The following is a 12,519-nucleotide window of genomic DNA, read 5'->3' on the forward strand; positions in this document are numbered from 1 at the left end:
TTCAGGACAAGCCGCCCTCGTACCAGGCCCTCGTACTGGGCCGATCCTCCGTCTCAGTCGGCCCTCCGTCTCAGTCGGTCCTCCGCCTCAGTCGGTCCTCGGCAAGGCGTCGGCGAACGCCAGCGCCTCCGCGTGGCCGAACAGGCCGGGGAGCCCGCCGGTGTGGACGAAGACGGTCCTGTCACCCGGGACGATCTCGCCCCGCCGGGCCGCCGCGACGAGTCCCGCCATCGCGCGCCCGGTGTACGTGGGATCGAGGACGACACCTTCCAGCCGGGCGCTCAGTGTCATCGCCTCCTCGACGCTCCTGCCGAGGCTCGCGTAGCCGGCGCCGATGTGGCCGCGGTCGATGCGCAGCTCGTCGGCGCGGACGTCCGGGGCATGCGGGACGGCGAACGACTCGACCCGTCGGCGGGCGTCGTCCACGGCCCCCACGTCGACGCCGAGAGTGCGCTCCGCGCCCAGGCTCGCGACGAGACCGGCCATCGTGGCCCCGGACCCCAGGGCGACGACGGCGGTCCGCAGACCGGGCACCTGGGACAGCAGCTCCTCGCCGCAGCGCACGTAACCGCGGGCCGACAGCGCGCTCGAACCGCCGAACGGGAGCAGCGCCGGGCGGGCGCCCTCCGCACGCAGCCGGTCGCAGACCCGCGAGGCGGCGTCCGCCAGCGCCTCCTGCCCCGTCGCACCGCTGAAGACGGTCTCGGCGCCGAGGAACGCGTCCAGTACGAGGTTGCCGGACCGGGCCGCCCCCTGTTCGCCCGGGAACACCAGCACGGCGCGCAGACCGAGGCGGGCGGCGGCAGCGGCGGTGAGCCGTGCGTGGTTGCTCTGTGGGGCACCGGTGGTGACGAGCGTGTCGGCGCCGTTCGCGCGTGCTTCGGCGACCGTCCATTCCAGCTTGCGGATCTTGTTGCCGCCGCCACCGAGTCCCGTGAGGTCGTCCCTCTTGATGAACAGGTCGTCGCGCCCGAGACCGAGTGCGGCGGCCAGCCGGGGCATCGGCTCGACCGGGGTGGGCCAGGTGCCGAGCGAGAGCGGGGTGATCGGTTCGGACGTGTCGGCGACTCCGTGATGTCGATGGTGGGGCTCCCGGGGCTGAAGGCCCGCCGCCCTGCCGTCGTCGTCCCAGCGGATCTCCAGGACGCGCTCGACGGCGTCCCGGTTCACGGGCCCGAACAGATGCGGGAACAGGACGTCCGCGCCGACGCCGGGCGGCGGGGTGGGGTCCGCCGCTTCGAACTCCAGCCGTGCGGTGAGCCGGGCCTCGTCGAGGACCAGCGCGAGCAGCGGCCTGGGCGAGGCCCGGTAGAACGCGTTCACGACGGCCAGAGTGGTCGCCTCGTCGGGAGCGCAGTGGATGAAACCGTCCTGCGCGAGGGACGGCGGCGCGTACGGGGCCTCGGGGCGGGCGCTCCACTCACCGAGCGGCACTACGTGATAGATCATGATCCGGTTATACAACAGCGGAAATCCGCAGACCTGAAATTGCTTAATCCGTAGCCGGTGGGCCCGCGGATTGGTCTCAAAAAGAAGTGCGCCGGATCGGGTGATCGACCAATCCGCGCAGCATTCAGGACCGGATTCCCCACGTGACGGACGACAAGAAGCACTCGCGAATTACCCGCAGCCTGGTGCGGCCGGCGCTCGGTGCGCTGAGCGGCCTGCTGGCCGGTTTCGCGGCGCTCGCCGTCGCCGAACTGGTGGCCGCGGGGGTGCGTCCGCAATCCGGTCCCGTCGTCGCGGTCGGGGGTGCGGCGATCGACCGCACTCCTCCGCCCGTGAAGGACTGGGCGATCCGGAATTTCGGCACCAACGACAAACTGGTCCTGCAGCTCGGGATTCTTGCCGCACTGGTGCTGTTCGCCATCGCCCTGGGTGTATTCGCCCTCCGGTACCGGCGAACCGGGGCCGCCGGAGTTCTGCTTTTCGGTGTGGTCGGAGCGGCGGCGGCGCTCAGCCGGCCCGACTCGACCGGCCTCACCGACGCGCTGCCGTCCGCGGTGGGCGCGGTCGTCGCGGCGGCGCTGCTGTACTTCCTGATCGGCAGGCTCCAGATCCGGGGCCCGGCGCCCGACGACGCCCATTCGGCGCGGGACGACGCCGGTTCGGCGCGGGACGACTCGTCCCGTGACGCCGGCTGGGACCGCCGGGGCTTCGTGATCCTGGCGACCGCCGCCGCCGCCGCGTCCGCCGGGACCGGACTGCTGGGCCGTGCCCTGAGCGGCTCGAAGAGCCGCGAGGCGGCGGCCTCACGGGCCGACGTCGTACTGCCCGCCCCGGCCTCTGCCGCGGACGCGGTTCCCAAGGGTGCGCAGCTGCGGATCCGCGACGTGAGTCCCTTCACCACCCCGAACAAGGACTTCTACCGCGTGGACACCGCCCTGGTGGTGCCCAAGGTGGACGCCACCACCTGGAAGCTGCGGATCCACGGCAAGGGGGTCACCCGACCGGTCACCCTCACCTTCGACGACCTGCTGCGACGCGAACTGATCGAGCGCGACATCACGCTCACCTGCGTGTCGAACGAGGTCGGCGGCCCGTACGTGGGCAACGCCCGCTGGATCGGCGTACGGCTCGCCGACCTGCTGGCCGAGTGCGGGGTCAAACCGCCCTCCAAGGGCGGCCGTGCCGACCAGTTGGTGTCCCGTTCCGTCGACGGCATGACGATCGGCAGCCCGGTCGAGGACGTCATGGACGGCCGCGACGCACTCCTCGCGGTCGGGATGAACGGGGAACCGCTCCCCTTCGCCCACGGCTTCCCGGTCCGGATGCTGGTGCCCGGCCTGTTCGGTTACGTCTCGGCCTGCAAGTGGATCGAGGACATCGAACTCACCTCGTTCGACGACTACGACGCCTACTGGGTCAAGCGCGACTGGGCGCGGCAGGCACCCATCAAGACCCAGTCGCGGATCGACACCCCCAAGCCGTTCGCCCGCCCCAAGGCCGGTTCGGTGATGGTCGCGGGGGTCGCCTGGGCCCAGCACCGCGGCATCGACAAGGTCGAGGTGCGGGTCGACGACGGCCCTTGGCGGGAGGCCCGGCTCGCCTCCGAGGACTCCCGCGACACCTGGCGCCAGTGGTCCTACGACTGGCGGGCCACCGAGGGCGGCCACACCCTCACCGTGCGGGCCACGGATCGCACCGGCGAGGTGCAGACCGAGAAGCGCACCAAGACCGTCCCCGACGGCGCGAGCGGCCGTCACTCGGTCGTGGTGACCGTCGAGTGACACCACGAGCCGACTCCCCCCAGCCATAACCCAGAACCAATGTTCCGACCCCCGAATGAACACAGCTTCGGCTGTGTCAACCCATAGGAGAAACACCATGAACACTCGCATCAGCCGTATCGCCGTGATCGTGGCCGCGGCCACCGTTCTCCCGCTGTCCCTCAGCGCCTGCTCCGACAGCGGCAGCGACTCCGCCAAGTCGGACTCCTCCAGCAAGGCGTCGGCCGCCGCCACCGAGTCGGACGACAGCATGGGCAGCTCGGGCGACACCGCGTCGAAGGACGAGCCGTTCGGTCCGGGCTGTGCCTCGGTGCCGAAGAGCGGCTCCGGTTCGTTCGACGGCATGGCCCAGGACCCGGTCGCCACGGCCGCCTCCAACAACCCGGCCCTGTCCACCCTGGTGACGGCCGTGAAGAAGGCCGGTCTGGTCGACACGCTGAACAACGCCAAGGACATCACGGTGTTCGCGCCGACCAACGACGCCTTCGCGAAGATCCCGAAGGCCGACCTGGACAAGGTCCTCGCCGACAAGGCGCAGCTGACGAAGATCCTCACGTACCACGTCGTGGGTCAGAAGCTCGCTCCGAAGGACCTGGAGAACGGCTCCTTCCCGACGCTGGAGAAGTCGAAGCTGACGACCTCCGGTTCGGGTGAGTCCTACAAGGTCAACGACTCGGCGAAGGTCGTCTGCGGCAACGTGAAGACCGCCAACGCCAACGTCTACATCATCGACACGGTCCTGATGCCCACCAGCTGACGGACCTTCCCCAGCCGGCCGCCCTTTGGGGACGGCGGCCGGCGGCCGGGCTCCCGTGACGGGGAGGAGACAGGGGTGGTCTGGACCGTTCGGTCCCGGCCACCCCTGCCCGGTGTCACCTCCGGCGTGCTGCCCGGCGTGCCGCCCGGTGCGGCACCTGGTGCGATGACCCTTCCGGCGGATCCGGCACCCGCGGGTACGCTGCCTGCATGACGCAGGAGCGGTCTCCGGAATCCGGGCCAAGCGATGCCGTCACGGCCTCCTCGCCCGGCGCGGAGATCACCACGACGGACTGCCGCCAGTGCGGCGCCAAGGTGAGCGGGCTCGACAACCGGTACGCGTGCTCGTACTGCGGCTGGGTCAACCACTGGGCGGAGGGCTCCACCGTCCTGCCGTCCGCCGAGGACGACCCGGACCATCCCGGCCACTGAGTGCCCGTACGGGCAAGGCGCAGTTCGCGTGTGCCGCAAGGTCTATCGTGGGGCCCATGCACGCTCCCGAGCTGATCCGCATCGTCTCCCGCGACTCGCCCATGGCCCTGGCGCAGGTGGCGCGCGTACGGGCCGAACTGGCCGCGCTCCACCCCGGAACGCGTACCGAGGTCGTCCCCGTGAAGACGACCGGCGACAAGTGGATGGGCGACCTCTCCCAGGTCGAGGGCAAGGGGGCGTTCACCAAGGAGGTCGACGCCGCGCTCCTGGCCGGTGAGGCCGATCTGGCGGTGCACTGCGTCAAGGACGTGCCCGCCGACCGCCCGCTTCCGGCGGGCACGATGTTCGCCGCGTTCCTCAAGCGGGACGACATCCGGGACGCGCTGATCCACCCCGGCGGGCTCACCCTCGACGAGCTGCCGCCCGGCACGCGGATCGGGACCTCCTCCGTACGCCGCGTCGCGCAGCTGGCCGCGTCCCGCCCCCATCTGCAGTGCGTGCCGTTCCGGGGCAACGCGAACCGGCGCCTGGCGAAGCTCGCCGCCGGTGAGGCGGACGCGCTGCTGCTCGCGGTGTCCGGCCTGGAGCGCATCGAACGCACCGATGTGATCACCGAGATCCTCTCCCCCGAGACGATGATGCCGCCGATCGGCGCGGGCATCCTCGCCCTCCAGTGCCGCGAGGGCGACACCACGGTCATCGACGCCGTCAGCGCGCTCGGCGACCCGGCCACCCATCGCGAGGCCACCGCCGAACGCATGTTCCTGCACGTCCTCCAGGGCCACTGCAACTCGCCGATCGCGGGTTACGCGACGGCCGAGCCGCGCGGTGAACTGTCCCTGCGCGCCTGCGTGTTCACCCCGGACGGCAAGACCCAGCTCAACGCCCACGAATGGGCGGGCCGCCTGGACCCCGCCACCCTGGGCACATCGGTGGCGGTAGCCCTCCTGCGCCAGGGCGCCCGAGACCTGATCGACACGATCCCCCACTGACAAGCGGGGACAGCCGACCGACCAGGGACGCGGGGAACGGCGCAATCTTGTCGCTTTTAGCCTCTAGGGGCGCGGGGAACGGCGCAGTCTTGTGGCTTTGAGGAGCACGGGCACCCGCACGCCCAGCCCCACCGGCCGTTTTCAGGGGCGCGGGGAACTGCGCACTCAGCCCCCACCGACCCGCACCCGACAGCACCCCCGCCGGAGGCACCCCCTCCCTGTAGGGCTCGACCATTTGCCTAACCCCTTTAGGCAAATGCATAATCGAGCCCTACAAACGGGAGGCCCCATGCCCCGCGCAGGCCTGACGACAGACCGCCTGATCCAAGCAGGCGCAGACCTCGCAGACGACGTCGGCTTCGACCAGGTCACCGTCTCCGCCCTGGCCAGACGATTCGACGTAAAGGTCGCCAGCCTCTACTCGCACCTGAAGAACTCCCAGGACCTCAGGACCGGCATCGCCCTGCTCGCCCTGGAGGAGCTCGCAGACCGCGGCGCCAACGCCCTGGCCGGACGCGCGGGCAAGGACGCCCTGATCGCCCTGGCGAACGTCTACCGCGACTACGCGCGAGAGCATCCCGGCCGCTACGCCGCCGCCCAGTTCAAGCTCACCCCCGAGGCGGCAGCCGCCAGCGCCGGAAGCAGGCACGCGCAGATGACGCGGGCCATCCTGCGCGGTTACGACCTCACGGAACCGGACCAGACCCACGCGGTCCGCCTCCTGGGCAGCGTCTTCCACGGTTACGTCAGCCTGGAACTGAGCGGCGGATTCAGTCACAGCGCGCCGGACTCCCAGGAGACCTGGACCAGCATCCTCGACGCCCTCGACGCACTCCTGCGGAACTGGCCCGCCCAGTAGTCCCGCCCGGCAAGCCCCCCCCCAGAACCGACAAGGTCGAAGCCATGCGCAGCGAGAACACCTCAGCCACCACACCCGACTGGATCACCACGCCCATCACGGCGGACCTCCTGCGAGGCGCCCTCGATCTGGAACGCACCGAGCACGGCGTACTGCCGCACCGGCTGCCCGCCTGGGTCCGCGCCCAGTACGCCGACGGCCAGCTGGCCATGGCCGAGTCCCAGCCGTCCGGCGTACGCCTGGCCTTCCGCACCCGGGCCACCGCCGTCGAACTGGACACGCTGCCCACCAAGCGGGTCTACACGGGCGCCCCGCCCCGCCCGGACGGCGTGTACGAACTGCTCGTCGACGGGGTCCTGGCCGGCCGGAGCAGTGTGCGGGACGGCAACACCCTGACCGTCGACATGACCACGGGAAGCGCCGAACTCCGGCCCGGCCCGGTCGGCACCGTCCGCTTCACCGACCTGCCCGAGAGCGCCGGCGCCGGCAAGAACGTCGAGATCTGGCTGCCGCACAACGAGACCACCGAACTGGTGGCCCTGCGCACCGACGCCCCTGTCGAGCCCGCTGCCGACCCGGGACGCCGGGTGTGGCTGCATCACGGCAGCTCCATCAGCCACGGTTCCGACGCCGCGGGCCCGACCTCGATCTGGCCGGCCCTCGCCGCGTCCCTCGGCGGTGTGGAACTGATCAACCTGGGCCTGGGCGGCAGCGCGCTGCTCGACCCGTTCACCGCCCGCACGCTCCGGGACACCCCCGCCGACCTGATCAGCGTCAAGATCGGCATCAACGTGGTCAACGCCGACGCGATGCGCATGCGCGCGTTCACGCCGGCCGTGCACGGCTTCCTCGACACGATCCGCGAAGGCCACCCGGACACACCGCTGTTGGTCGTCTCGCCGATCCTGTGCCCCATCCACGAGGACACGCCCGGTCCGAGCGCCCCGGACCTGGCCCACATGAGCGAGGGCCGGTTGAAGTTCGCGGCCATGGGCGATCCGGCGGAGACGGCGGCCGGGAAACTGACACTGCGGGTCATCCGGGACGAGCTGGCCCGGATCGTGGCCCAGCGGTCGAAGGAGGACCCGAACCTCCACCACCTCGACGGGCTCCGCCTCTACGGCGAGGCGGACTTCGCCGAACTGCCGCTGCCCGACGAGCTCCACCCGGACGCGGCCACCCACCGCCGTATCGGCGAACGCTTCGCGGCACAGGTCTTCACCGCCGAAGGCGCCTTCGCGGCCCAGGAGGCCTGACGCCGGACAACGGCCGCCGGGCGCCGGGCGCGGACTTCAGCGACCCTCTCGCGCGCGGTCGTCCCGCGTACCGCCGTCCCGAGAGCCCTGGTCCCGCGAGCCGTCGTCCGGCGCGCCGTCACCCCACAGATGCTCGTCCTCCGGGTCGGCGCCGGCCGGGCGGAAGCAGGCCGTCACGACCTTGCCGTGCCGCTGGCAGCGCATCTCCCACTCATCGGCGAGCATCCGTACGATCCCCACTCCGCGGCCGGACACCTCGCCGTCCGCCGGGTCCCGCTGCCGCGGCAGCGTCGGGTCCTCGTCGTGGACGCTCACATGGAGGCAGTCGCCGTCCCAGGTGAGTACCAGATGCGCGTCGCTGTTCGCGTGGATGTGGGCGTTGGTGAGCAGTTCGGAGACGGTCAGTACGACGGAGTCCACCGTGTCCGGCTCGGCCGCGGTCCACGGCAGGGACTCCAGATGTTCACGTGTCCACTCACGTCCGGCGCGCACACCGCCCGACACCGGAAACGAATGCGCCCAGCCCATTGCCTTGACCCCCACCGGATCACTCCCGTTCCTGCGGTCCGTACCTGCTTGTCCACGCATCTGGTACCCGGCAGACGCGCGCGCAGGCATCAAGGGTCAGGCGTCGAGGAGCCGCGCGAGGGTGTCCCCCGGTGTTCAGCCGGGCTGCGGGGTGGTGCGGATGGCCGCGATGTCCAGCTGGAGGCGGACCTTGTCGCTCACCATGGCGCCGCCCTCGGCCAGCCTGGTGTTGTAGGTCAGGCCCCACTCGGAGCGGTTGATGGTGGTGGTGCCGTCGAAGCCGACGCGCTCGTAGCCGAACGGGTCGGTGACGTAGCCGATGTAGGTGAGTTCGAGGACGACGGGACGCGTCCTGTCCTTGATGGTGAGGTCGCCGGTCATCCGGTAGACGTCGGGGGCCGCCAGTTTCACGGCGGTGCTGAGGAAGCGCATGTGCGGATAGGTGCCGGAGTCCAGGAAGTCACGGCCGGACACATGGCTGTCGCGCTGGTCCACGCCCGTGTCGACGCTGGCGGTGGACAGGATGATCTCGGCACCCGAGCGGGACGGGTCGCGGCCGTCGAGGAAGAGGCGGCTCTGGTAGTCCGTGAAGGCGCCCCGCACGGTCGTGACCATGGCGTGCCGGACGGAGAAGCCGATCCGGCTGTGCGCGGGGTCGATGACCCAGTTCCCGGTCAGGGTTCTCAGGTCCGGTTCCGACTGGCCGCCCTGGGGGAAATCGGGTGGCCCGTCGGGCCGTTGCGGTTCGACGAGGGTGGCCGAGCGACGCGGAGAGGCACCTCGATTAAAAAGATTCATGACTCACCCAGCTATTGCGCAATAGATATGTCTGCAAGCCAAACCAAGATCCACGAGTTTACCGGATTCGTACCCGCCGATTCGCCCGGCATCCCCGCCCGACCAATGGGTCACAGAATCCACACACACCTGCCACCCGGCAGGCAGAAGGCACTGAGTGCCTGGCCCGCACGGTTCCGCCCCGGGATCAGCGCAATTCCGGCGCCCAGTGCATATCGCCCTTTTGATGCCGGGTCAGTAGCCGTACTTCGTCGTGTACGCGCATTCGGTGTAGATGTAGCCGGACGACAGTTTGGCGGTGTCCGAGGCCGGGGACTTTCCGAGACCGTTCTTGGATTTATGCACGAAGTACGTCGTACCGGCGGGCAGCCGGATGGTCCGCTGCGGGTAGTTCTTGCCGCTGTCGCTGCACGGCTCGAAGCCCAGCGTGATCGTGCTGGCCAGGGAGTAGGAGGTGCACTTCCCGCAGGCCTTGAGAGTGAAGCTGCCCGTCACCGGGCCCGTGTACAGGACGGTGATGTCGTCGGGGCTGTCGTTCTTGACGGTGACAGAGATGCTGCCGCCGGACGCCGTGGTCGGCAGGCGCTTGCCCGCGGCGGGCACGGTCTGGGCGACCTCGGCGGCGATGACGATCTTCTTGGCGCGGGCCACGTTCTTCTGCGACCCGGCGTTCTTGACGAAGTCGTTCATGGTGGTGACGGCTTCGGCGAAGCTGCCTTCCTTGTACTGGTCCACTCCGCAGTCGTACGTACCCGACTCCGCGTTCTTCTCCGCGCGGTCGGCGTTCTTGTCGAGGGCCTGGGTCTGTCCGGCGTCCTCTCCCGGCAGTCCGACGATCTGGGAGTTGAGGGACTGGAGGCGCTCCACGGCCTTGCAGGGGTCGTCTCCGCGTACGTCCTTCACGGCCTTGTCGACGGCCGTCCCGACCGAGGGGCTCACCTTCGCGCTCTGTTCGGACTTCGGGAAAGTGCGGAGCAGTTCGCCGTAGTGCGTCGCCCAGTCCGCGGATCCGCCGGACAGGGACTGTGCGCCGCACTCGTAGAGCGAGGTGGCCAGCCGGTCGTCGGGCCATTTCGCCAGCGTGCCGAGTTCCTTCTCGTCCATGGTGCGCGGGACCGTGCGCAGGTATTTCAGGGGCGCCACCGCGGTGCAGTAGTTCTTCTCCTCGTAGGCGGAGGCGACGGTGGCGTAGTAGGTCCTGAGCCGGGCGGGGACCCGCTCGGCCGCCCGTGAGCCGGGGTGATCGGCGCGAAGGCCGCTGTAGACGGTCAGGGCCCTGCGGTAGTCGGACTCCGCGTTCTGGAACTGCTGTCTCCCGGCCGCCTTGACCAATTTGTCGGCGCGCTCCAGTCGGTCCAGGAGCATCTGTTCGGTGGCTTCGTCGCGTGCGCCGCCGTACAGGGCGACCCCTCCGGCGGGCACGGCGAGGAGCACGATGCCGAGGACGACGGCGATCCAGGCCGCCGGCGGCCACATCAGCCGGGTCCGCAGCCCCACGACCGCGCCGTGGACGGCCGCGAGCGCGAGGACGACCAGGTACGCGACGAGGGCTCCGCCGGGCACACCGTCCGGGTCCGCGGGCAGCGCCACCAGGAGCAGTAGCGCGGTCGCGACCCAGCAGGCGGCCATCAGCCACCAGCGGCGCACCAGTGCGTAACCGAGCCCCAGTCCGCTGAGGTTCAGGAGTGCCACGCCGGCGGCTCTCCAGCCGTCCGCGGGCGCGGGCGGTGGCGCGGTCGGCATCGGTGGTATGACGAATCCGTCGCTGAAGTCATTGCGCTGCCAGGACATGACGGTTCCCCCGGTCAATCACGTCCGAAGTTCTATGACTTGTCAGCGTACGGTCAGCCATAAGACGGCGACAAGAGGAAGCGGCGACCAGTCAGCAACAACCCGCGCCAGGAGCCTCGTTGACGGGTTCTCCGGCCTCGGAGGAAGCGTCGGCGGTGAGGCGGCAGAAACACGACGCCTCGACCGGTACGTCCGCCACGGCCGCCGCGATCTTCAGTTGCTGGGCCACGATCCGCGCCTCGCCCGCCCTGCCCAGCCGGACGAGGCACTCGTGGAACCCGTGCAGGGCCCAGACGTTGCCGGGATGGTGCAGCGCGCGGGGAAGCGTGTCGTCGAGTCCCAGGTCGGCGCGGTAGACGGCCTCCGCCTCGGCGACGCGCCCCTGTTCCAGCAGCAGGGCGCCGTACGCGTGCCGGGTGGGCTGCATCCACCCCCAGGGCTCGTCGTAGGGAAGGCCGTCGTCCAGTTCGATCGACCGCTCCAGGGCGGCGAAGGCGGCCTCGAAGTTCCCCTTGCGGTACTCCAGTTCGCCGTCGAGCATCGCCGACGCGACCGCGAGGATGTCGGCACAGGTGTTGTTGAACAGCATCCGGGTCTCCGGAACCCGTGCGACCGCTTCCCTGAACAGGGTGCGCTCGGTCCCGGCCTCGGCGATCCTGCCGGTGGCCGAGTACGCGACCCCGCGGGCGTAGTGGAGCATCGCGGTCGTCACGCAGTACAGCCGCGGGTCGGCGGGCAGCGGCAGTTGCAGGATGTCGGCCCAGCGGCCGAACCGGATCAGGACGTGGACCCGCATGGCGAGGAAGCCCTCCAGCCAGTCCGCCATGGGCGGGCTCTGCACCCTCAGCAGTTCCTCCGGGATGGAGGCCTCCAACCGGGCGGCGGTCTCCAGGGCGGTCCGCGACTGCCCGAGGAACATGGCCCCGTAGATCCTGAAGTGGTGGTTGTGCGACCGGTACAGCGTGTAGAAGTTCATCGCCCCGGACCGCGCGAGGTACTTCTCGTCGGCGGCGATCGCCGCTCCGTTGTCGGCCACCACGCGCCGGTAGTCGCCGCAGAGCACGTCCAGGTGGGTGGGCATGTGCTGGAGGTGGCCCGCGTCGGGCACGAGGCCGCGCAGCCGGTCCGCCGCGGGCAGCGCCGTCTCGGGGACCGAGGACATCTCCATCAGGTGGATGTACATGTGCAGCAGCCCCGGGTGCCGTACCCCGGCGTCCGTGGCGATCGCCCGTTCCAGCACCTCCTTGGCCTCCGCCGCGCGCGAACCGTCGGCCGGCTCGCCCGTGCGCAGGTCCCACAGCTGCCAGGGGGTGAGGTTCATCAGCGCGTCGGCGTAGAGCGTGGCCACGTCCAGGTCGTCCGGGGCGAGTTCGTACACGGCGCGCATGCTGTCCGCGTAGGGCTCGTTCCACACCGAACAGTCCTCGACGGCCTTCGCCTGCGGATAGCGGGCGCGCAGCGCGCCGATCAGGGCCTGTTCCACGGGGGTGGCACCGGCCGCCTTCTCCTGGGCGAGCTCCACGGCGGCGTGCGTACGGTCGACGGTACGGACCAGGTCCTCGCCGTCGAAGAACTCCCAGGGTTTGTTGTAGTTCGGGCCGAGGGCGTAGGCGATGCCCCAGTGGGCCATGGCGCAGTCGGGGTCCGCCGCCGCGGCGGCCTCGAAGCAGGCGACGGCCTCCTCGTGGTGGAAGGCGTACGACCAGACCAGCCCGCGGTCGAACCACAGCTGGGCCTGCGGGGACCCGGTGGTCACCGCACGGCCGTGATCACCGAGGTCGTAGTAGTCCATCCGCAACTCCTGCGCGTGCACGGCCGAAGCCCTCGAATCAGGTGTGCTCCAGAGCCTAGAGGTGATGCGCGCGCATTTGTCCCGC

11 protein-coding genes and 1 pseudogene are annotated in these 12,519 nt (G+C 70.3%); 6 read left to right on the plus strand and 6 right to left on the minus strand.

Annotation, left to right across the window (positions count from 1 at the left end; translation table 11 throughout):
* Positions 1–87 precede the first annotated feature (87 nt).
* Together J8N05_RS25330 and J8N05_RS25335 are read right to left on the minus strand one after the other, a co-directional pair.
* Positions 88–1,047: a pyridoxal-phosphate dependent enzyme gene (locus J8N05_RS25330; RefSeq protein WP_282108194.1), complete on the minus strand. Its 960-nt coding sequence runs from the start codon at positions 1,045–1,047 to the stop codon at positions 88–90.
* 54 nt (positions 1,048–1,101) lie between these two features.
* Positions 1,102–1,449, minus strand: a pseudogene (locus J8N05_RS25335) (DUF952 domain-containing protein); the annotation flags it as partial.
* A gap of 143 nt (positions 1,450–1,592) precedes the next feature.
* Between J8N05_RS25335 and J8N05_RS25340 the strand changes: the two are divergent.
* The 6 genes from J8N05_RS25340 to J8N05_RS25365 all read left to right on the plus strand — a co-directional run bounded on the left by J8N05_RS25340 (position 1,593) and on the right by J8N05_RS25365 (position 7,525).
* Entirely contained in the window at positions 1,593–3,230 is a 1,638-nt protein-coding gene (locus J8N05_RS25340) for a sulfite oxidase (RefSeq protein WP_210886325.1), read from the plus strand.
* A gap of 97 nt (positions 3,231–3,327) precedes the next feature.
* Positions 3,328–3,987: a fasciclin domain-containing protein gene (locus tag J8N05_RS25345; RefSeq protein WP_210886328.1), complete on the plus strand. Its 660-nt coding sequence runs from the start codon at positions 3,328–3,330 to the stop codon at positions 3,985–3,987.
* Positions 3,988–4,196: 209 nt separating this feature from the next.
* Positions 4,197–4,418 carry a hypothetical protein gene (locus J8N05_RS25350; RefSeq protein ID WP_210890612.1) on the plus strand — a complete coding sequence of 74 codons (222 nt, stop codon included), beginning with the start codon at positions 4,197–4,199 and terminating at the stop codon, positions 4,416–4,418.
* 56 nt (positions 4,419–4,474) lie between these two features.
* Positions 4,475–5,410, plus strand: coding sequence for a hydroxymethylbilane synthase (hemC, locus tag J8N05_RS25355; RefSeq protein ID WP_107014963.1), 936 nt, complete (start codon positions 4,475–4,477; stop codon positions 5,408–5,410).
* A gap of 289 nt (positions 5,411–5,699) precedes the next feature.
* Complete coding sequence (locus J8N05_RS25360; RefSeq protein WP_210886330.1) at positions 5,700–6,269, plus strand: TetR/AcrR family transcriptional regulator; 570 nt, start codon at positions 5,700–5,702, stop codon at positions 6,267–6,269.
* A 44-nt stretch (positions 6,270–6,313) separates the two neighbouring features.
* Positions 6,314–7,525, plus strand: coding sequence for a GDSL-type esterase/lipase family protein (locus tag J8N05_RS25365; RefSeq protein ID WP_210886332.1), 1,212 nt, complete (start codon positions 6,314–6,316; stop codon positions 7,523–7,525).
* A 36-nt stretch (positions 7,526–7,561) separates the two neighbouring features.
* Here J8N05_RS25365 and J8N05_RS25370 read toward each other — a convergent pair whose 3' ends face one another.
* The 4 genes from J8N05_RS25370 to J8N05_RS25385 form a co-directional block, all read right to left on the minus strand.
* The gene (locus J8N05_RS25370) at positions 7,562–8,068 is read right to left on the minus strand and encodes an ATP-binding protein (protein WP_210886334.1); all 507 of its coding nucleotides are present in this window, start codon (positions 8,066–8,068) and stop codon (positions 7,562–7,564) included.
* Positions 8,069–8,188: 120 nt separating this feature from the next.
* Positions 8,189–8,851, minus strand: a complete 663-nt coding sequence (locus J8N05_RS25375; RefSeq protein WP_210886336.1) for a YceI family protein — start codon at positions 8,849–8,851, stop codon at positions 8,189–8,191.
* A gap of 234 nt (positions 8,852–9,085) precedes the next feature.
* A complete protein-coding gene (locus J8N05_RS25380; protein WP_210886338.1) occupies positions 9,086–10,642 on the minus strand; it encodes a hypothetical protein in 1,557 nt (518 codons plus the stop codon).
* 91 nt (positions 10,643–10,733) lie between these two features.
* Positions 10,734–12,434, minus strand: coding sequence for a hypothetical protein (locus J8N05_RS25385; protein ID WP_210886341.1), 1,701 nt, complete (start codon positions 12,432–12,434; stop codon positions 10,734–10,736).
* Positions 12,435–12,519 lie beyond the last annotated feature (85 nt).

This window comes from Streptomyces liliiviolaceus, assembly GCF_018070025.1.
Classification (GTDB): Bacteria; Actinomycetota; Actinomycetes; order Streptomycetales; family Streptomycetaceae; genus Streptomyces; species Streptomyces liliiviolaceus.

Bases quoted from the DNA above. Each gene is read 5' to 3' on its own strand.
- J8N05_RS25380 (WP_210886338.1), bottom strand. From the start codon at position 10,642: ATGTCCTGGCAGCGCAATGACTTCAGCGACGGATTCGTCATACCACCG.
- J8N05_RS25365 (WP_210886332.1), top strand. From the start codon at position 6,314: ATGCGCAGCGAGAACACCTCAGCCACCACACCCGACTGGATCACCACG.
- J8N05_RS25345 (WP_210886328.1), top strand. From the start codon at position 3,328: ATGAACACTCGCATCAGCCGTATCGCCGTGATCGTGGCCGCGGCCACC.
- hemC (WP_107014963.1), top strand. From the start codon at position 4,475: ATGCACGCTCCCGAGCTGATCCGCATCGTCTCCCGCGACTCGCCCATG.
- J8N05_RS25350 (WP_210890612.1), top strand. From the start codon at position 4,197: ATGACGCAGGAGCGGTCTCCGGAATCCGGGCCAAGCGATGCCGTCACG.
- J8N05_RS25360 (WP_210886330.1), top strand. From the start codon at position 5,700: ATGCCCCGCGCAGGCCTGACGACAGACCGCCTGATCCAAGCAGGCGCA.
- J8N05_RS25385 (WP_210886341.1), bottom strand. From the start codon at position 12,434: ATGGACTACTACGACCTCGGTGATCACGGCCGTGCGGTGACCACCGGG.
- J8N05_RS25375 (WP_210886336.1), bottom strand. From the start codon at position 8,851: ATGAATCTTTTTAATCGAGGTGCCTCTCCGCGTCGCTCGGCCACCCTC.